This window comes from Pseudomonadota bacterium (genome assembly GCA_039193195.1).
GTDB lineage: Bacteria > Pseudomonadota > Gammaproteobacteria > Steroidobacterales > JBCBZW01 > JBCBZW01.
The window spans coordinates 101,242-120,441 of record JBCCWS010000008.1 but is presented as its reverse complement, the minus strand read 5'-3'; the positions used below and the strand labels follow the sequence as shown (position 1 = coordinate 120,441).

Here is a 19,200-nt window from a genome sequence, read left to right as displayed (position 1 = left end):
GTGCGCTCCGTGCGCGGGCTACGGAAAAGCGTTGATCGACATGAACACCTCTCCGGACTTCCACCTGCGAGCACCGGAGATGCGCTGGGGAGCGGTGAGTTGCTTCGGCTGACGACCTTTGGCGACCGCTGCCCCCTTCGCAGCGGTCGCCGGGACCGGCCGTGCCGACTGACACCGCGGGTGCGATCATCGCGCTCAGGTGCGTCTCATCTGCCAGCCCCAGTCAGATGCTCTACACTCGGACGCCGCACGTTTTCGATTCGCCGGACCTATGTCATCGATCCAACCTCGCGGGGCGCGCCTGTGCGCTCTGATGATATTGCTGATAGCGCTCGGTGCGGCCGCACCCACCCTGGGGCACGGCGTGGACGACGGTACGCGCGACTTCCTGAGTCAAGCCAGCGGCCTGCTCATCGGGCCGTTCCTGTACATTGGTGCCAAGCACATGGTGACCGGCTACGACCATCTGCTGTTCCTATTCGGCGTGATGTTCCTCCTGGTCCGCGGGCGAGACGTGTTGACCTACGTTACCCTGTTTACCCTCGGGCACAGCGCGACCCTGCTCCTTGGCGTACTCACCGGGCTGTCGCTAAACGCCTACCTTGTCGACGCCGTCATCGGCCTCTCCGTGCTCTACAAGGGCTTCGACAACCTAGGGGGCTTCCCTGCGCTCGGCCTCCCGCGACCGGAACCGAAGCTCATGGTGGCCTTGTTCGGACTCGTGCACGGCTTCGGTCTCGCCACCAAGCTGCAGGACTTCGAGCTGCCGCGAGAGCACCTATTCGGTAACCTGGTGGCCTTCAATGTTGGCGTCGAGATTGGCCAGCTGCTGGCCCTCGGCCTGATCCTCGCCATTCTCAACCTATGGCGCCGTCACCGCTCCTTCACGGGCGCCGCGCTGCTCACGAACACCCTGTTGATGAGCGCGGGTGTCGTATTGATCGGCTTGCAGCTTGGTGGCTACTTCTTCTCCTAGGGGGGACTCGCTTCATGGCATCACCTGAATACGGCCCTCGCAGCGTCTTGGGCGCGCTCGCCGCGGCGCTTGCGCTCGGACTCACAATCATCGTCGCGGCGGTGTTGCCTGCGGAGTACGGGGTTGATCCTACGGGCATCGGTCAGCGTCTGGGCCTGCTACAGCTGGCGCCGCAGAGCCCTGACCCGGCCGAGCAGGCGCCATCGCTGCCGGCACCGGCCGCTAGTGTGCCGGGCCATCACCTCGTCACCCTCGAGGCCGGCGACGGTGTCGAGTACAAGCTGGTGATGACCTTGGGGCAGCGCCTCGAGTACCGCTGGATCGCCAGCGACACCGTTCATGTGGATCTCCACGGAGAGCCCCAAGGTGACACCACTGGCTACTACGAGAGCTACGCGGTGAGCAACGCCCGGGAGATGCAGGGGAAGTTCACAGCGCTCTTCGACGGTACCCACGGCTGGTACTGGCGCAACGACGGTGATGAGGACGTAACGATCGACCTCACCTTCGCTGGTCAATACGTGCGGGTCAAAGACATGAGCGACGAATGAGGAGCGCTCCGGCAGTCGCTCCTTTCTGCTTGCGAGTCTGCTAGGCAAGTGGCAGTCGAATGCCCTCCTTGCGGCTGACCGCCAAGGCGCTGGTCAAGGAGGCGGTCGGTGCGCTCACGCGCCACCGGCCCGCAGATCTGCCCAACATTTGTCTCTACGCCACCCGTCGCGGCGGTAGCACCTGGCTGATGGAGCTTATCGCCGCCAACCCTGGCATCACCTATAGTGATCAGCCGTTTTCGATCTACTCGGCCTCCGCGCGGCAGCGGAACCGCATTCCCACCGGTCCGTCGGGGAAGTTGATCACGGTGGACGATGAGGCTTGGGCGCGTGTCAGCGCCTACCTCGAGGACTTGTTCAGCGGACGCTTGCGGGTGAACGGCCCCTGGCGCGTTTGGGATCCACAGTTCGATTGGGTCAGTTCGCGCGTGGTGCTGAAGATCGTCGACGCGAAGGCGTTAATCGATCGCATCGACCAGCACTTTGCTGTGAAGACCGTGTATTCCACGCGCCACCCCATCCCGACCGCACTCTCGATCATCCGCAACGGCTGGGGCTTGACCACGCAGGCCTTCCTGGAGAATCCGGATTTCGTGCATGATCACTTGAGCGACCGTCAGCAGGCGTACGTCCACGACGTCATGGAAGGCGACTCGCTGCTGCTCAAGCACGTGGTGAACTGGATCCTCGAGAACCTCGTGCCCCTGCGTCTGCTGCCCGAACGGCCACACTGGTTGCACGTGCGCTATGAGGACTTGGTGATCGAGCCGGAGTCGACCGTGCGGTCGCTAGCGACCCACCTGGGCCTGCCCTGCGCCGAGCCGATGCTGGCGCGTCTGACACTGCCTTCCAGATCCACCAAGCAGTCGAGCACGGCGCGCACGAGAGCGCGGATCGCCGCGGGCGATTCCGCCTGGGTGCACTCGCGTTGGCGTGAGCGGATCTCGCAAGCGGACCACCTCGCCGTGCGGGATGCGTTGGCTAGGTTCGATATCAACCTTTATGCGGATGATTGAATTGCGAAGCGGCCCACTAGGCTCGCCCCTTTGCCAACGTGCACGAACTCAACACTGAGCGTTGTCGACAAGCTCTCGCATAGCTTCGCCAGCTATCGGTTATCTCGCGCGTGGCAGTGCTCGCCCGACACCTCCTGTCTGACCTTGTGAGAGAAACCGAGCGAGGAGGGCACTACTGCGGTAGGACCGGCATACCTACCCGAGTGCACAGCAAGAGAGATTGAAAAATGGACAGAAGGCAAACGGCCAAATCCGTGAGGCTCGCTGCGGCGGAGCTCGCCAGCGCGCGCCCTCACCCCACCCATGAGGCGAATGGAGATGAGCAGCGTTTCGCGTCTGATCGCTACTTCATGTCGTTCACCAAGGGCTTACCCCACCACCCGCAGACCGGCCTCCTGGCGCAGGAAGCGGACTACCGCCGGTTCCGCCAGGCGATCGACCGGGGGGGCATCGATCCCTTCACGGACGGCGCCCGCCATGGTGCCGCGTTCAGCGTAAAGGCCGATGGCACTGTGACTGCCGCGAGCGAGATCCCCCAGGACTTTCGCCAGTGGGAGGCGCCCACTGCGGGGCTCGTCTTCGATCTGCAAGGCCCCGACGCGCAGGCCGTCACCATGCCCCCCGCGCCGCCGTTGCTGCTCACTAGCGGTGAGGTGAATCCGGAACTCGTCTTCGAAATGGCGGAGGTGTACGAGCTCGCGATCCTACGCGACCAGCCCTTTACTGAATTCGAGGGTGCGGGCGGCGCTGAGGTTAACGCCTCGGTTGATCGCCTCAAACGGTTGTCGTACGCGGTCGGAGCGAACCCATTCTCAGGCCGTCCGCGTAAGGTCGACGCCAGCACCGGACTGCTCACGGCGCAAAGCGTGTTCCGAGGGTTCTCACCGGGCGCCGATGTGGGGCCTCACCTGTCACAGTTGCTGCTAGCCGGCAGTACTGATCTGGCGATGGGTGGCAGCCCCGCGGATGGTCAGGTGAGTTACGGCGCGCTTCGTCTCAACCTGCGTGTTGCGCAGGCCAAAGCGGTGAACTTCATGGTCACCATGGACGACTACGTCGACGCGCAGAACGGCTTGCGCCCTTCGCCTGAGCCCTACCAGACGGGTACGGGCGGGCGGGTCGAGCAACGCTTCATCACCACGCCCCGGGATCTCGCCACCTACGTGCACTACGACGCGCTGTACGAGGCCTACCTCAACGCCTGCCTAACGCTGCTGGCGACGGAGGTTCCCTTCGACCCCGGCTTCGACGCCCTGTCCGGCGCTTCAACGAAGGTGGTAGATGGCGGTAGGGAGGTCCGGCGCAACGCCTCGGGCTTTGCCCTGTTCGGCGGCCCGCACATCCTGACTCTGGTCACGGAGGTGGCGACGCGCGCGTTGAAGGCCGTGCGCTATCAGAAGTTCAACAATCACATGCGCCTTCGCCCGGAAGCGTTGGCGGCGCGCCTGGAGCTCGCGCGAACGCTTCCGACGCTCGCAAAGGCGGCGAAGGACACGGTACCGCCCGGGTTGGCCGACACGCTCAAGCCCTTCGTCGAGGCGTTGGGCAAAAATGGATCCACTGGCTTCGCCGACAGTACGCTCGGATTGATCCAGGCCGGTGCCCACCTAGGTAACGGCACCTACTTCTTGCCGATGGCCTTCCCTGAGGGCTCTCCCATGCATCCTGCCTACGGCGCGGGTCACGCCACCGTCGCCGGTGCGTGCGTCACGGTGCTGAAGGCATTCTTCGACACGGATGCGGTGCTCGCAAAGCGTAAAGGGGATGTGCGCTTTCGTCGTCGGGCGGCAGGTGATCAAGCGATCGCTTACGTACCGCCCAGCAGCGGCAACCTCCTCGACAGCGTCGCCCCGGGCCAGTTCCTCACCTTGGAAGGAGAGCTCAACAAGCTCGCAGCCAACATCTCGATTGGTCGTAATATGGCCGGCGTGCACTACTTCACCGACTACTTCGACAGCGTGCGCATGGGCGAGCAGATCGCCATCGGCATGCTGGAAGAGCAAGCGCTCGGCTACGTCCAAGATCCCTTCGTAATGTCGATCCCGACGTTCGATGGCGATGTGGTGACTATCGGTCGCCGATAGGTCAAGGGCGGCTGGAAGGTCGACCCGTGGCCGCCCCCGTATGGGCGGCTGCGGGCGATCGCCTCCCTTAGGGCACGAGCAGGGTGAGCGTGGCGAAGTCTGATTGAAAGCGTTTGTCGCTTGCTGTCGGTGGGCGGAGATTCACGGCCGACAGCATGGCGGGCCCTGCCACTTCCAGCCGCACGGACACTTCGCCGCTCGAGTTCGTGCGCAGCGCGGCGTGTTCGCCGTCGGCGGTCCACACGTTGAGAGGATGGTCGATAGCCGGTTGCCCGTTGGCCAGCAAACGGAATCGTCGTCCATCCTCGTTCGGGGAGCCGAGCGGGAGAAACTCCAACGGATGTCCAAGGGCCACCGGTGCGCGTTTGCCATCGTCTGGGGCGCAAGGGGTTGCGCAGAGCAGCACCTTGGCGTGTTTTGCGTAGGTCTCGCGCAGTACGGGATGCTCTTGGGCGGCCCACGCCTCACGAACGCCGGCGCTTGGGCGGATCTCTTCGAAATAGTGTTCCACGCTATCCGGCTGCAGATCGATATCGCGCGGCGCGAGCGACAATCCGGCGGTCACCTCGCCCGCGCCTGCTGCCGATAGTCGTGGCTGCAGCGCGCTGGACGAATGCCCGCTGACACGCAGGGAGACGGGGGCTCGCCCGTCGCTTGTGAGTACCTGCCCGCCGAGGGCCACGATGCGGTCAGGTGTGGGTCCGGAGTCCAGCGCGGGGAAGGATGAGCCGCTGGTGAGTTGCAGGGCGAGTGGTGTCCCCGGAGGCGTGGTCCACGTGGCGGGTAACAGGAAAGTATCGTGTGCGGCCGCGCCTTGGGCGAGCAGCATGAGACTAGTAGTGGTGATGGCCGCGGCGTATGAGGAACGCCGCTGGATTCGGGTCATGAAGTGGTGACTCCTTGTCTTGCGTTGGCTGGCAGGTCCGCAAGGTTGACTGGGTTGAGGCGGCGGATCAACCGCGCGGGAGCAGCAAAGCTCCCTGTCAGCTTGCTGCTTGAGCTCAGCGGCGCCCGCCGGCCATGGCTGTCGCCTGCGGCAGCGCACGTAGGCGGAGCATCGCCGCCGCGCCGACCGCCGGGCCGATCGCGAGCACAGCCATTGCCACAGGCCAGCTGGCGCGTTCGGCCACCACGGGCAGGAGCTGGACGGTCACCATCGTCAGCAGGAAGCCGAGGGCAGTTTGCAGGGTCAGTGCCGTGCCGATGCGGTGGGGCGGGGTGAGTTCCGTGACCGCTGCGCTGAACTGAGCGCTGTCAGCGATCACGGCGGCGCCCCAAAGCAGACAGATGGCCGACAGCAGGACCGGATGGGCGAAGCTCGCGGCGGCGGCGAGGGCGGAGACTCCTGACACTCCCATCGCAATGGCGGTGACGGCGGTGCGGCCCAGGCGATCTGCGAACCAGCCGGCCAAGACGCAGGCGGGTGCTCCGGCTGCGATCGTGGCGAACGCCACCCAGCGCGCTGCGCCTTCAGGCAGTCCACCGGAAGCGAAGGACAAGGACAGGTAAAGGGGCACCCAGGTCCACATGGCGTAGAGCTCCCACATATGACCGAGGTAGCCAAGATTCGCCAAGCGCACGTCGCGGGCACCTATCAGCGCAGGGACTTCACGCCACCTAAAGGACCGGCTACCAGGGGGGGCAGCAAAGGGGCCCGGGCGCAAGGGCAGGGCGAGGGCGCTGCCCACTAGCGCCAGTCCGCTAGCACCCAGCACGATCACTCGCCAGGCCGCAGGCGCGCTGTCGCCAGCACCGGCGAAGGCTGCGTTGAGCAGGTGGGGCATGGAGGAGCCCACCGTAAGGGCGCCGATCAACATGCCGACGTAGAGACCACGCCGCCGTCGTGTCCAGCTGGCAACGAGCTTCATGCCGGGCGGATAGACACCTGCTAGCAGCATTCCGGTGAGCCCGCGTAGGATCAGGGTTCCCTCGAAGCCCGTGGCGGGCAGGGCGATGGCCGCGTTGGCCAGGGCCGCGAGTGCGGCGCTGACGGCGATGAGCCAATGTATGGGAATGCGATCGGCAAGGCCCGTAAAAGCGCTCGCGAGGGCCCCCACGACGAACCCTAGCTGAACGCTGGCGGTCAGCCAGCCCAGCTGGTTGGCTGCCAGTGACCACTCGCTGGCAAGCTGTGGCACCACTGCCGACGCTGAGAACCATAGGCCCATAGCGAGCAGCACGCTTGCGCCGAGCAAGGCGTACTGACCTGCGGGCTCGGGGCGCTGCGTGCTGAGCGGCGCGTCGCTTCGATCGGTCAGGCGAGTTTCTCCGCTTGGTCGCGTAGAGCTGATCGCATGGGATCGTAGCATTGCTTAAGGGCGTCATCGCACGCGCTATCATTCGGTGGGGAAGACCGAGGCTGGCGACACATGCCACTGCGTCGTGTGCGCGCCAGGCTTACCGTGCGCGCGCCGCGCTTGGTCGCCGCCATGTCATTGCGATGGCACCCACAAAGAGGAGTTGCCCAACGTCATGTCGAGCACCCTGTCGCCGCCACCGCAGGTCCCAGAGCCGATCATCATCGCCCACCGCGGGGCGAGCGCTCGGGCGCCCGAGCACACGCTTTCGTCCTATCGCGAGGCGATTCTAGCCGGCGCCGACTTTATCGAACCCGATTTGGTACTTACGCGCGACGGTGTGCTGGTGGCGCGTCATGAGAATACGCTAGAGGACACCACCGACGTCGCCGAGCGTGGGCAGTTCGCCAATCGCCGAACGACTAAACGGGTGGACGGCGCAGAGAGAACAGACTGGTTCGCAGAGGACTTCACCCTCGCCGAACTGCGCACGCTGCGCGCCCGGGAACGCCTACCCGACCTCCGTCCCCACAACGACCAGCGCTTTCCCGCCGAGCGCATTCCCACCCTGGGGGAGATCATCGGGCTCGTGCGGGAGTTCGAGCGCAAGGGCCGGTTGGTCGGGCTCTATACGGAGACCAAGCACCCCACCTACTTCGCCCACGAGGGGCGCCGCATCGACGGGACGCCAATCCACCGGTCCATCAGCCAGGTGCTTATCGACACGCTGAGGGAGGCGCATTTTATCGACCCGTCGCGCGTGTTCATCCAGTCCTTCGAAATCGAAAACTTGCTGCTGCTCGGCCAACGCATCATGCCGGCGGCGGGGGTCGAGTTGCCCCTGGTGCAGCTGCTTGGGGATCTCGGCAATGCGCCCCAAGCCCCCGACTTCGCCTTCGCTCATCCTTGGGACACGGTGTACCACGCTAAGGCCGGTCATCACCCCGAGGAGTGTTACGGCGCGTTGGCCGCCTGCCTCGGGATGGCGCGGGGCGAAGCGCTCACCTACGAGTCGCTCACCACCGGTGACGCCCTGTCCGCGATCGCGAGGGCCTACGCCGCGGCGCTCGGACCGTGGATTACGGCCGTGTTGCCACGCAAGCTGCGCGGGCGCACGGGTGATTCGGCAAGGCTGCCTCAACTGACTGGGGAGGTCCACCCGCTGCTCGCCAACGCCAAAGCAGCGGGCCTTGCCGTGCACGCCTACACCCTGCGTCCAGAGACGGTCTTCCGCGTGCTAGGAGAAGACGGTGACACGCTGAGTGCAGAGCAGGAGCTAGTGAAGCTGTGGGTGGCGGGGGTGGGAGGCGTATTCGCGGACGACCCAGGGCCAGCGGTCGAGGCGCGTCGGGTGTTTACGCAGGCCTAGGGGGCATCGGCTACCGAGCGCAGCGCTACCACCGCATGGCCACCTTTACATCCATGCGTTGCTCGTGGGCACGTGGACGATCTGGCGCGCCAGAGACTGATCCGTGCCATTGCATCACCAGCGATGGCGCAGCCCGCGGTAGCAGCTCGCCAAGCCAGCGCGACAGATCTAAGCCGAGATGAAGTCGATCGGTTCGCCCTAGGGGCTGGGGCGTGAAGAGGGATCCCGCCATGCTCGCGCTGCTCCATCGAGCAAACGCCTTGCCGCCTATCACCTCCCGCGCAATGGAGGCGTTCGCCGCCCATTGCAAAGTGGAATCGGCCGGACCGATCGGTGGTGGAGCGAAGAGCGTAGGCAGCCAATCTTGGTGGCGCAACGATGCCTGCGCGGAGGTTTGCCAAGCTCCTCGCCTGCGTTGATGTTGCCATTGGAAACGATAGCTGCGCGTCGCACGCAAGGCCCCGTAGGTCCGAGCCGCGAGCTGTTCGAAGCGAATCGTGTCGCTGCCGTGAGGATCTTCGCGACGATAGCTGAGCTCGAGCGAAGACGCCGCGCCGGCGCTGGCGTCGCCGCCGGGCAGTGACGGAGGTAGCTCGCATCCCTTTGCGAGCAGGCGCACGGATCCAGCGGCTGACGTCGCTCTAGGCTTCAGAGCCATCGAGGCTGAGCTGTCGCAGCGCAGGCCAGTCGCAGCGTCAATCTGCGGCGCGCTCGGTGAGAGTAGGCGCAGCTCGATCTCTACCCGAGGCGATTGCCAACGCAGCTCCGTGCGCTCTTCGCGGTGCTGATGCAGTCCATCGACGGTCCAGCGCTGTTGCGTGGTGAGCCGATGCTCGAGCACGGCGGGATGGCCGCCCAGGGTGGCGAGGCGCAGGCCCCAGCGCTGCTCACGGCGCTCGGCCGCAAGGGTGTGTAGGCGTGCCTGGGCGTGCTCATGGGCAGCGAGGATGTCGCCACTGTCGAAGCTGTATCGCAGCTCGTAGCGCAGGCGCCCGTCGAGCCCTGCTAGGTGCAAGTGGGAACTTAGCAGAGGCGCTTGCGGTCCCGCACCACCAACGGCGGCTTGACCGGCGACCGTAAGATCGAGGTCGCCGAGCACGCTATGGTGGGATTCAGCGAGGCGTAGGCAATGGGGTATCGGTTGCCGCCATGTGCATGCCTGCCCCGACGCCAACGGCGGGTGAAGTAGCGCGATTGCGGTCGCGGCGAACCCCGCGACGCGGCGCGCGGTGAGAAAGTGCCGCGTGTGCGAGATCATCCGTAACCGTACTCCGAGGCGGACGTTCAATGCCCCGAGTTAACACCCGTGTGTAGGCTGTGGGCGTGACCGCCGTCACATCGTGCGGCGGTGGGGAGCGAATGGCCTTAGCTTGCGGCAGCGCCAATTGCCAGGCGCTACCATGCAGGCGGGCTCGGGTGCAGGCGGGAGCGAAATCGGGCGATGGCAGAGAAACAGGGCGTAGGCGAGAACGGCTTGAGCACCCTCGCCGTGGCCAACTATCGCTCCCTGCGCGAACTCATCGCGCCGTTGGGCGGGCTGAACGTGGTCTGCGGTGCGAATGGCAGCGGCAAATCGAACCTCTACCGAGCCCTGCGCCTGCTGGCCGCGGCGGCGGCCGATGGCCCCGTGGGGCCGCTGGCGCGCGAGGGCGGCTTGTCCTCTGTGCTGTGGGCAGGGCCGGAGACCGTCGGCGCTCGCATGCGCCGCGGGGAGGTGCCGGTGCAGGGACAACCCCGCCAGCACGTGGTGCGCCTGCGTTTGGGTTTCGGTGCCGATGACTTCGGCTATGCCATCGGCCTAGGGCTTCCCGACTCCAATCCGCAGGTGGTGCTCGCCGACGGCAGCCGACGTAGCTCGCACTTTGGTCGTGATCCTCAGATTAAGCACGAGTGCATCTGGGCCGGGCCCGCGTGGCGCCCTGCCTCCACCCTATTGGAGCGGCGTGGACCGATGGTGCGCGTGCGGCGAGGGCGCGAGTGGCACGTCGTGACCCAACACATGAGCGCCTTCGACAGCGTGCTCACCCACCTCGCCGACCCCGAGCAGGCGCCGGAGGTGCTCACGCTGCGAGAGCGCATGCGCGCGTGGCGCTTCTACGATCACCTGCGGACCGATGCCGAGGCGCCCGCGCGGCAGCCTCAGGTGGGCACGCGCACCACCGCGCTCGACGATGAAGGTCGCCACCTAGCGGCCGCGTTGGAGACTATCCGTGAGATCGGCGACGTCGCTGCCCTCGACGAGGCCATCGACTACGCGTTCCCGGGCACATCAGTGGACGTTCAGGCGAGCGAGGCCGGGTGGCTCTCCGTGCGCTTGCATCAGGCTGGGCTGCTCCGGCCCTTGGATGCGAGTGAGCTTTCCGATGGGACTCTGCGCTACCTGCTCCTAGTGGCGGCCCTACTCACCCCGCGCCCGCCGCCGCTGATGGTGCTCAACGAGCCGGAGACTAGCCTCCATCCAGATCTATTGCCTGCATTGGCAAGGTTGATCGTTACGGCTTCGTCGCGCACGCAGGTGTGGGTGGTCTCTCACGCGTCGCGCTTGATCGCCGCCCTCGAGGAGGCCGAGCATTGCCAGACGCTGCAGCTAGAGCGTGAGATGGGGGAGACGGCCGTGGGCGGGCAATCGATGCTCGATCAGCCGCCCTGGCAGTGGCCCGAGGGACGAAAGTAGAGACGCGCGCCTCACGCGGCTCGAGGCACAGGGAGCCTCGGCGGACCACGCTTAGGTGGCCCAGCGGATAGAGGAGCTGGAGAGCCTTCACCAGCGCGGAGTTGCGCTACTACCAATGGGCGTGCGCGATCGATCCGCCAGTTCCGCCGTCCAGCTCTTTTCTGCAAAGTACTCTTCAGATTTGACCCTGGTTGGGCGATTCGCTAGGGTCTCGCCAATGGCTGCCCCCCAACCCCAACCCCAGATTCCGGCGGCGCTGCACAGCGCGGCGGAGGGGAATCTGCGTTTTATCCGCGCCACGATGGCGTCGGGCGGGGCTTTCACGTCCGTATCCGGGCCGGCGACGGTTTTCGCAGGAGTGATCGCGTGTGTCGCGGGCGTCTTGTCGCTGAGCGTGTCCTCGCTAGCTAGCCGATGGCCAGCGCTTTGGCTGGCCGTTGCCGCTGTCGCTGGGCCCGTAGGCATCCTCATGATGATGCGCAAGGCGGCGCGCAATGGCTCGAGCATGACGCACGGGGTGGGTCGGCGCTTCCTGTTCGCACTGGTGCCGGGCTTTCTCGCCTGCGCGCTGTTATCCCTGGCCATGCTTGTGAGCGGACAGCTGACACTGGTGCCGGCGACGTGGCTGCTGGGCTACGGGGCTAGCGTGTGCGCTGCCGGCGCCCTGTCCGTACGCGCCGTTCGTGCCCTAGGGATGCTGTGCATGGCGTGCGGTGCAGCGTGCGTCGCACTCGATCCTGCGCAACAGCAATGGTGTCTCATCGCGGGCTTTGGCGCAGCGCATATCCTCGTCGGCGCGTACATCTGGAGGCGGCACGGTGGCTGAATCGCGAAAGCGCGGCGCGGCGCGCAAGTCGCCTGCATCGTCTCGTGCGCCGCGCAAGCTCGCGGCCCTGGAGGCGGTGAGCAGCAGCATTGGGCAGGGGCCAGACAGCGATCACGATAAGCTCATCTATGAACGCATCCGCCTCGGCATCGTCAGCGCCCTGGCGGTGAATGACATGCTCACGTTCACTGAGTTGAAGCAGCTGTTCGGTCTTACAGATGGCAACCTCGCCGGCCATGCACGCAAGCTGGAACAGGCCGGATACGTGTCTTGCCGCAAGGTCTTCGAGGGCCGCACTCCGCGCAGCGAGTATCGCTTGCTGAGCAGGGGCCGCCGTGCCCTCGAGCGTTATCTCGAGCACATGGAGTCGCTGATCGCTGCGACCCGAGATCGGTGAATATTTTTTTGCACCCTAGCTTTATAGTGAAAAGTACTATGCAAAGCATACCTCAGCATGTCGCCATCATCATGGATGGCAACGGACGTTGGGCGAGCCGCCGCGGCTTACCGCGAACCGCTGGGCATCGTCGCGGCGCGAAGGCCGTACGCCGCATCGTGGAGTTCGCCGCCCAACATCAGGTGCGAGAACTTACCCTGTTTGCGTTCTCCAGCGACAACTGGCAGCGCCCCCTAGGCGAGACGACAGTGCTCATGGCTCTGCTCCAGCAATACCTCTGTCAAGAGATACGTACATGCCTTGAGCAGGGGATAGCTCTCGAAGTGATCGGCCGACGCGATCGCTTGGGGCGGTCCTTGGGTGAGGCCATCGACAGGTGCGAGGGGGCAACCGCCGCCGGCGAGCGCATGCGGCTACGGATCGCTGTAGACTATTCCAGTCGCCAGAGTATCGCGCATCTGATGATGCAGTGTGCTGCCTCGCCTTCGGCGAGGCAGGTGCTGCCATCCTCACCACCGCACAGGCGCCACCGCCTAAGCGATCAGCTCGCTAGTGTCGTGCACGCGAAGCGCCCGATCGGTGATGTCGACCTACTGATCCGCAGTGGGGGCGAGCGTCGGTTGAGCGATTTTCTGTTGCTCGAATGCGCCTATGCGGAGCTCTATTTCACCGACGTCCTGTGGCCGGACTTCACGGCGCAGAACTTCGCCACCGCCCTTGATGCCTTTGGCTTGCGGAACCGACGCTTCGGCGGTCTTTCCGAGGCGTCCGTGACAGGCCAAGACCCGCAGGTACGTCATGCCCGTTGATCGCATGCGCATGGCCGCTGAGCTGCCTGCGCCAAGCGGGAGCCAGCAGGTAACGCCCTACCGTGCACTACTCATCAACCCCTTCTACCGCAAGGACCCGCACGCCAGCTTCGGCAAACACGTGCTCACCCCAACCTTGGCGTTGACCAGCATCGCCGGCGCCACTCCGAGTACTTGGCACGTGGATTACTTCGATGAGAACCTGCTGCAAGGGCCGCCACCGAGCGTACCCTTGCCCCAGGTGGTGGGGATTACCGTGCATTTGACCTTTGCGCAGCGCGCCTACGCACTCGCCGCTTGGTATCGCGCGCAGGGCGTTCTCGTCGTGCTTGGCGGTCTGCACGTGACTTCCTGTCCGGAGGAAGCAGCGCCCCATGGCGATGCGCTGGTGATCGGTGAGGGGGTCGCGTGCTGGCCTCGGGTGCTGGAAGATGTGAGCCGCGGCGAGCTACGGCCCGTGTATCAGGGTGATTATCGACGCCCCTACCGGGATGACCCGCCGCCCGCTCGCCACCTCCTGCCTCGCGGGCAGTTCCTCACCACCAGCAGCGTGATCGCCACCCGCGGTTGTCACAACCGCTGTGGCTTCTGCTACCTCGCCACCGATGGTCTACACATGCCCTATCGTATGCGTGAGGTGCAACAGGTGGTCGATGAGATTCGTGAGGACGGCCAGCCCTACGCGGTGTTCACGGACAACAATCTCGGCTCGCGACCGGAGTACCTTTGGGCGCTGTGCCAGGCACTGGCACTGCTGGACATCATTTGGAGCGCCGCGGTGACCGTCGATGTCGCTGACGATCCGCTCCTGGTGCGTGAGATGGCCTTGGCTGGGTGCACGGGCGTCTTTATCGGCTTCGAGTCGCTCAACGACGCCAACATCGCTGCGGCCCGCAAACGTTCACCCTCAGCGGAGGACTACGCGCGCCGGATCGCCCTGTTTCATGACTGCGGTATCCAGGTAAATGGTAGCTTCGTCTTCGGCTTCGATCACGACGATGAGGAGGTTTTCGCCCGCACGGTGGAGTGGATCGAGGCACAGCGCCTGCAGTGTGCCACCTTCCATATCCTGACGCCCTATCCGAAGACACCGCTGTTTCGACAGCTCGAGGCGCAGGGTCGCCTGCTGCATCGCGATTGGTCACGCTACGACACGGCCCACGTCGTGTTCGAGCCGAAGCTGATGAGTGTAGAGCGCCTCGCCGAGGGCTACGCCTGGAGCTACCGACGCTTGTTCTCCCACCGGTCGATCTGGCGACGGCGGCCTAGCGACTGGCGCGCTGTAGCGCCCTACCTGGCGATGAGCTACCTGTACAAACGCAGCAACTGGCTATGGCAATGGCTGATTCAACACCGCCTCACGGGCGTGGCGTGGGCACCGCTTATCGAGGTGTCTCGGCGCCGGCACCTGAGGTTTCGCAGAAGCTTGCGTCAATGCTCGCCGGGCGAAGGGCGTGGTGCCGTTGGGAGCGTTGTCTCTCCGGGCGTTTGACCCGAAGGGAGGACCGATCCGCAGCAGGCCGCTGCTTCCTGGCGACACTGACCGGGTGATGTCAACCTATCGCTTCTGCTTACTTAGTGGCTTGCAGCAGCACAGCTCCGGCACGCGGCAGCAAGCTGCTGGCGGTGGGTCATTGGCACGTGTGGATTCCCACGGCTCTTCCGTGGCTTTGCCTCTTAAGCGGGCGCACGCTCGCGGCCTGGTGGGCCCGGAGTACTGCCCACGCGACGAGCATGGTGCGGTGCGAACTCGAGACGCCTTTACGCACAGTGGAGTAGGATCCTCGTCGTGACTGGCGCGGGCCCGCGAGACAGTCGATAGGCTGGCCAACCCCCCGGACCGCCCCACCGCCCAAGTGATAGGAGAGAGCTCAAGATGAAAGCCGACAAGTTGATCGCCCTGATGACTACCGCCGCACTCGCCCTAGGGGCAGCCACCATGGCCGAGGCGGGGCCGTTCAAGACCAAAAAAGGCAAGGGTGGCAGTGAGGTACAGGGTGCTGCTGGCACCGAGACCAGCACCGGTAACGATGATCTCGCGCGCTGCGACAAGCCGATGGGTGCGCTCGCCGTGGTAGAGCCACAGGATTATGTGATGCAGGCCCTGTCCCGCTATCAGCTGGGATCGCCCTCGGGCTTGATCCGGATGATGGTTCAGCAGTCCAACTGCTTCATCGTGGTGGAGCGCGGCATGGCGATGAACAACATGATGCAAGAGCGTTCCCTGGCGGACTCAGGGCAGCTGCGGGAGAGCTCGAACATCGGCGGTGGGCAGATGGTCGCCGCGGACTTCGTACTGACGCCGGCGGTCGTATTCTCCGACGACAATGCGGGTGGCGTGGGCGGTGCCATCGGAGGGTTCATCGGCCGACGCAGCCGCATCCTCGGTGGAGCGGCCGCCGGCGTGCAGTTCAAGGAGGCACAGACCAGCATGCTCGTTACGGATGCGCGTTCTGGCGTGCAGGTGGCGGCCGCGGAAGGGAGTGCGAAGAAAGCTGACTTTAACTTCGGAGCCTTGCTAGGTGGAGGTGGGATCGGCGGTGCCGGTGGTGGCTACGGTAGCACCGACCAGGGCAAGATCCTCGCTGCCAGCTACGCAGACAACTTCAATCAGATCGTTCAGGTGGTGCGCAACGATCCGAACCTACAGCGAAACGTAGGTACGCTAGCGGAAGAGGCCGGTACGGTCACGATCGCCGGTGCGGTGTTCAATGAGGGCGATGTAATTCAGCCGAAGATAGGCAACGTGAAGTTGATGGCGAATCCTTCGGACGGTGCCTCTGTGGTGGCGACCTTGCCGCGCGGTTCGGAGATGGTTTACATGGGAGCCGCTGAGGGCAACTACCTGCAGGTGGAGACGGCCGAGGGCGGTGGTTGGGTCAAGAAGGCGCTCGTCAAGCACTGATGGTTGGCGCCTAGTCCAAATAAAAGGGGCGGATCGAAAGCGAACCGCCCCTTTTTCGCAACCGGCGTCGGAGTGCCTCCAACGCCAGCCTGTCGACAGCGCTTACTCAGCCGCTTCCAGTAGCACGGCCGCCGTGCGACGCGAGGCCGCCCCCGGCAGTGCCCGCACCCCGTCGGTCATCAGCATGATGCCGATTTCCTGAGAGTTCTCCGGCAGCTTGCCGAAGTCGCTGATCTCCACCAGCCCTTGCGTGCGGCCGGGGATATCCTCGGCGGCGCCGACGTACTGCTCACCGGCCGGCGTGATGGTGATGCCATCGATGGTGTCGGTGACGCCCGTGCCAAAGTAGAAGTCGATCGCTTCGAAGCGCGCGTTCACCGGCGTCACACCGATATCCTCCGCCGTAAGACCCACCTGCTCACCGCAGATGAGCAGCTGCACGTTGCCGCTGTTCATCGAGTGCACGGTGAAGAAGAACGCGGATTGTTCGCCCGTGGCGAGGTCTTCCACGAAGGTGGCCTGGTTGCTGTTGGAGACCGCAGGGTCGAGGTCTTGGTTGAAGATCGCGAAGTCGTCGGTGCCGTCACGATCCGTATCCAGCACCACCTGGTAGCGCACCGGGAAGAGGTGCGTGGAGGTCTCCCAGGCGTTCACCCCGAAGGCCCACGTGAAGCCCGCCGCGCAGGTGGACTCGAAGGTGGCCACGCCCGCGGCACGCAGGTCAGGTACCGGGCTTTGCGCACCGGCATCACCTTCCGGCAGGTCGTCGCTCGTGCCCAGGAGGGAGAACGAGTCGATCTGCGCGGTGCCGAAGGCGAAGTTGGTCAGGCCCACGGTAGCGCCGTCGTTGCCGGTGGTGAACTCGAAGCTGTCGGGTATGGTGTGCGATACCTTCAGCGGCAGCACGTGCCAGGGCACGGTCAGCTCGTGGTCCTCGGCCGTGAGCACGAGGTAGCCGTCGATCTCCTGTGTGGTCAGCGGGCCGGGGTTGTTGCCCGCGATGCCGGAGTCCATGGCGTTGTCCGGCAGGTTGGCCGGGGTGATGCTCAGGGTCACCGGCACCGTTGCCGTGCTGCCAGGGGCCACGGTGATCGTCTCGGCCACCTCGACGGCGGCGGCGCCTGAGGCGGCGTCCTCCTCGTAGCGGAAGGTGGGCGTGATCGTGTAGCTCAGGGGCTCGTCGGAGACGTTCTTCACCGCCAGATTGCGCACGCGCGTGGCCGTGGTGCGGCCGGCGCGCACGACACCGAAGCTGAGACCACCGCCGGCCTCGTCGTCAGCATTGTAGGCGATCGCGGGCAGGGCGAAGGAGCTGTCGACACGGACCTCACCGCCGCCGATGCGCGAGATCGGTGCGAGCAGGGAGAAGGTGTCGTCATTTTGGATGTCGGTTTCCGCACCGTTGATCAGCGCTTGCTTCAGCTCGAGCGGGCTAGCATCGGGGTTAGCTTGCTTTAGCAGGGCGGCGGAGCCCGCCACCATCGGCGCGGCGCCGGAGGTGCCGCCGAATACGCGACGATCGATGCCCGTGCCTGCGGCAACGGACACGTTGGCACCCGGTGCGCCGATTTCCGGCTTGATGCGGTTGTCGAAGCCCGAGGGCCCGCGGGAGGACGAGGCCACCACGCTACCGACCAGGGAACGGGTGTTGGCTGGATCGAAGGTGACCTCCGTGTCGCTACCGCGCAGAGGATCGCCCGAGGTCTGGCCGATCATGAAGCCGGGGATTTCTGGCTCTGGCGTGTTGCCACCGAAGCCGCCCGGGAAGGGCGCGTCCGGCACGTTCTGGGCGATGATGCCGAGGATGCCACCGGCCTGCTCGATGTTGAAGATCTTCTCGGAGAAGAAGCAGACACCGCGGTCGACCATCACGATCTGGCCGTCGAGGGAACCCGGCGGGAAGGGGTTGGACTCGGTGGGGTTGTCCGGGTCGAGGCTGCAGCCGTCGAGGGCACCGCCCTCGCCGTCGCCATATTGGACGACGCCGGAGATCACTTCCGTGAGCTCCGCGGACCAGGTCTGGAAGGCCGCGTCGACGTTGCCGAAGTCGGCGATCTCCGCCAGCTGGAAACCTGCAGACGGAACCTGCGTCTGGGCTACGGACAGGGCCGTGGCCGCGGCGGCGGGCGTGCCCGTGATGTAGGGGTTGTCGGCGCTGTTGCCGGCGGAGGCGACGGTCAGGATGCCCATGGCCGTGGCGTTGTCGACGGCGGCGGAGAGATCGTCGTCGAAGGGCTGGCCGTAGTTGGCGCCGAGGGACATGTTGATGATGTCCACGCGGTCATCCATGCTGCCGTCGCCGTTGGGATCGAGGGCGTACTCCATGCCTTGGATCAGCGCGGTGCCGCTGCAGGACGAGGATACGGCGGAGCAGACCTTCACTGCGTAGATATCGACTGCCGGTGCCACGCCGAGGTTGCCGCCTATGATGTCGGCGACGTTACTGCCGTGACCTTCGAAGTCGATGGGATCGTCGTCGGGGATCAGGTCGCCATTGGGCCACACTTCGCCCACGAAATCGAAACCTTCGATCACCCGATCGGTGGGGAACAGACCGTCGCGGGAGGTGTTACGCGGATCGGCCGTATCGGTGCCGTAAGCCGCCTCATAGGCTTCCAAGGTACCCTCGCCACCGAGGTCGGCGTGGGTGTAGTCGACGCCGCTATCGAACACGGCCACCGTCACGCCCTCACCGTCGAAGCCGAGCTCTTGCACGGCCGAGGCGCCGATGTAGGGCACCGTGTCTTCGAGCTGGTTGGTGTAGATGCCTGTGCGACGCACGCTGAGGACTCGCCGGTCATCACGCAGCGTCTTCGCTTCGGCTTCGGTCATGCTGACCAGGAAGCCGTTGGTGGCTAAGTACAGCTCGCTGATCACCCGACCGCGCAGCTTGGCCAGGCGATCGCGGCGGAAGCTCGCGTGCTGCGCGTCGATGTTCGCGCGCACGCCCCCGCGGGCGACTGGCGCGGCACGCAGGCGTACGAGGTAGTCGGCACGCGCGGTCGGCGCGGCAGGTGCGGCCCGCAGCACGGGCGTGGCGAGGCGTGCACCCTCCAGGCCCTTGTGGCTGGGACGAGTGGTGATGTCGCCGGCGTTGGCCGACGCGGCGAGGGCGGTAACGCTCGCCGTGAGGCCGATGCGCGCAAGCGCTCTCAGCCCAGTCCCCTGACTCTTCTTCGGCATGGTGTCCATCCTGTGAGGTTATGTCCGTAATGCGTGCGATCCGGGGCGCGCAGGCGGCGCGGACCCCGGCCGTGCGACCCAGAAAAATACAGCATGCGGGCGGAGCGACAAGG

The 19,200-nt window shown here is 65.4% G+C and carries 15 protein-coding genes; 11 read left to right on the top strand and 4 right to left on the bottom strand.

What is annotated here, in order from left to right; genetic code table 11:
* The first annotated feature begins 271 nt into the window (after positions 1 to 271).
* The 4 genes from AAGA68_09875 to AAGA68_09860 all read left to right on the top strand — a co-directional run bounded on the left by AAGA68_09875 (position 272) and on the right by AAGA68_09860 (position 4,627).
* Positions 272 to 976, top strand: a complete 705-nt coding sequence (locus AAGA68_09875) for a HupE/UreJ family protein (protein ID MEM9385356.1) — start codon at positions 272 to 274, stop codon at positions 974 to 976.
* Between the two features lie 14 nt (positions 977 to 990).
* Positions 991 to 1,527: a hypothetical protein gene (locus AAGA68_09870; protein MEM9385355.1), complete on the top strand. Its 537-nt coding sequence runs from the start codon at positions 991 to 993 to the stop codon at positions 1,525 to 1,527.
* Positions 1,528 to 1,586: 59 nt separating this feature from the next.
* Entirely contained in the window at positions 1,587 to 2,543 is a 957-nt protein-coding gene (locus AAGA68_09865; GenBank protein ID MEM9385354.1) for a sulfotransferase, read from the top strand.
* Positions 2,544 to 2,770: 227 nt separating this feature from the next.
* Entirely contained in the window at positions 2,771 to 4,627 is a 1,857-nt protein-coding gene (locus AAGA68_09860) for a vanadium-dependent haloperoxidase (protein ID MEM9385353.1), read from the top strand.
* Between the two features lie 67 nt (positions 4,628 to 4,694).
* On the opposite strand, the gene AAGA68_09855 is transcribed toward AAGA68_09860, so the two are convergent.
* Both AAGA68_09855 and AAGA68_09850 read right to left on the bottom strand, forming a co-directional pair.
* The gene (locus AAGA68_09855) at positions 4,695 to 5,513 is read right to left on the bottom strand and encodes a DUF4198 domain-containing protein (GenBank protein MEM9385352.1); all 819 of its coding nucleotides are present in this window, start codon (positions 5,511 to 5,513) and stop codon (positions 4,695 to 4,697) included.
* 115 nt (positions 5,514 to 5,628) lie between these two features.
* The gene (locus tag AAGA68_09850; protein ID MEM9385351.1) at positions 5,629 to 6,936 is read right to left on the bottom strand and encodes an MFS transporter; all 1,308 of its coding nucleotides are present in this window, start codon (positions 6,934 to 6,936) and stop codon (positions 5,629 to 5,631) included.
* A gap of 163 nt (positions 6,937 to 7,099) precedes the next feature.
* Here AAGA68_09850 and AAGA68_09845 point away from each other — a divergent pair, with 163 nt between their 5' ends.
* The gene (locus AAGA68_09845) at positions 7,100 to 8,293 is read left to right on the top strand and encodes a glycerophosphodiester phosphodiesterase family protein (protein ID MEM9385350.1); all 1,194 of its coding nucleotides are present in this window, start codon (positions 7,100 to 7,102) and stop codon (positions 8,291 to 8,293) included.
* A gap of 25 nt (positions 8,294 to 8,318) precedes the next feature.
* Here the strand turns inward: AAGA68_09845 and AAGA68_09840 are convergent, their stop codons facing one another.
* Positions 8,319 to 9,551 (bottom strand): hypothetical protein, encoded by a 1,233-nt coding sequence (locus tag AAGA68_09840; GenBank protein MEM9385349.1) that lies wholly within the window; start codon positions 9,549 to 9,551, stop codon positions 8,319 to 8,321.
* Between the two features lie 183 nt (positions 9,552 to 9,734).
* Here AAGA68_09840 and AAGA68_09835 point away from each other — a divergent pair, with 183 nt between their 5' ends.
* The 6 genes from AAGA68_09835 to AAGA68_09810 all read left to right on the top strand — a co-directional run bounded on the left by AAGA68_09835 (position 9,735) and on the right by AAGA68_09810 (position 15,904).
* A complete protein-coding gene (locus AAGA68_09835) occupies positions 9,735 to 10,967 on the top strand; it encodes an AAA family ATPase (GenBank protein ID MEM9385348.1) in 1,233 nt (410 codons plus the stop codon).
* 217 nt (positions 10,968 to 11,184) lie between these two features.
* Positions 11,185 to 11,793: a hypothetical protein gene (locus tag AAGA68_09830; GenBank protein MEM9385347.1), complete on the top strand. Its 609-nt coding sequence runs from the start codon at positions 11,185 to 11,187 to the stop codon at positions 11,791 to 11,793.
* Positions 11,786 to 12,190: a transcriptional regulator gene (locus AAGA68_09825; protein MEM9385346.1), complete on the top strand. Its 405-nt coding sequence runs from the start codon at positions 11,786 to 11,788 to the stop codon at positions 12,188 to 12,190. Before AAGA68_09830 ends, AAGA68_09825 begins: the two co-directional genes overlap by 8 nt.
* Before the next feature lie 38 nt (positions 12,191 to 12,228).
* Positions 12,229 to 12,999: a polyprenyl diphosphate synthase gene (gene uppS / locus AAGA68_09820; protein ID MEM9385345.1), complete on the top strand. Its 771-nt coding sequence runs from the start codon at positions 12,229 to 12,231 to the stop codon at positions 12,997 to 12,999.
* Positions 12,989 to 14,491 carry a radical SAM protein gene (locus AAGA68_09815; GenBank protein ID MEM9385344.1) on the top strand — a complete coding sequence of 501 codons (1,503 nt, stop codon included), beginning with the start codon at positions 12,989 to 12,991 and terminating at the stop codon, positions 14,489 to 14,491. Before uppS ends, AAGA68_09815 begins: the two co-directional genes overlap by 11 nt.
* A gap of 384 nt (positions 14,492 to 14,875) precedes the next feature.
* Positions 14,876 to 15,904: an SH3 domain-containing protein gene (locus AAGA68_09810; GenBank protein MEM9385343.1), complete on the top strand. Its 1,029-nt coding sequence runs from the start codon at positions 14,876 to 14,878 to the stop codon at positions 15,902 to 15,904.
* Between the two features lie 102 nt (positions 15,905 to 16,006).
* Here AAGA68_09810 and AAGA68_09805 read toward each other — a convergent pair whose 3' ends face one another.
* Positions 16,007 to 19,087: a S8 family serine peptidase gene (locus AAGA68_09805; protein ID MEM9385342.1), complete on the bottom strand. Its 3,081-nt coding sequence runs from the start codon at positions 19,085 to 19,087 to the stop codon at positions 16,007 to 16,009.
* Positions 19,088 to 19,200 lie beyond the last annotated feature (113 nt).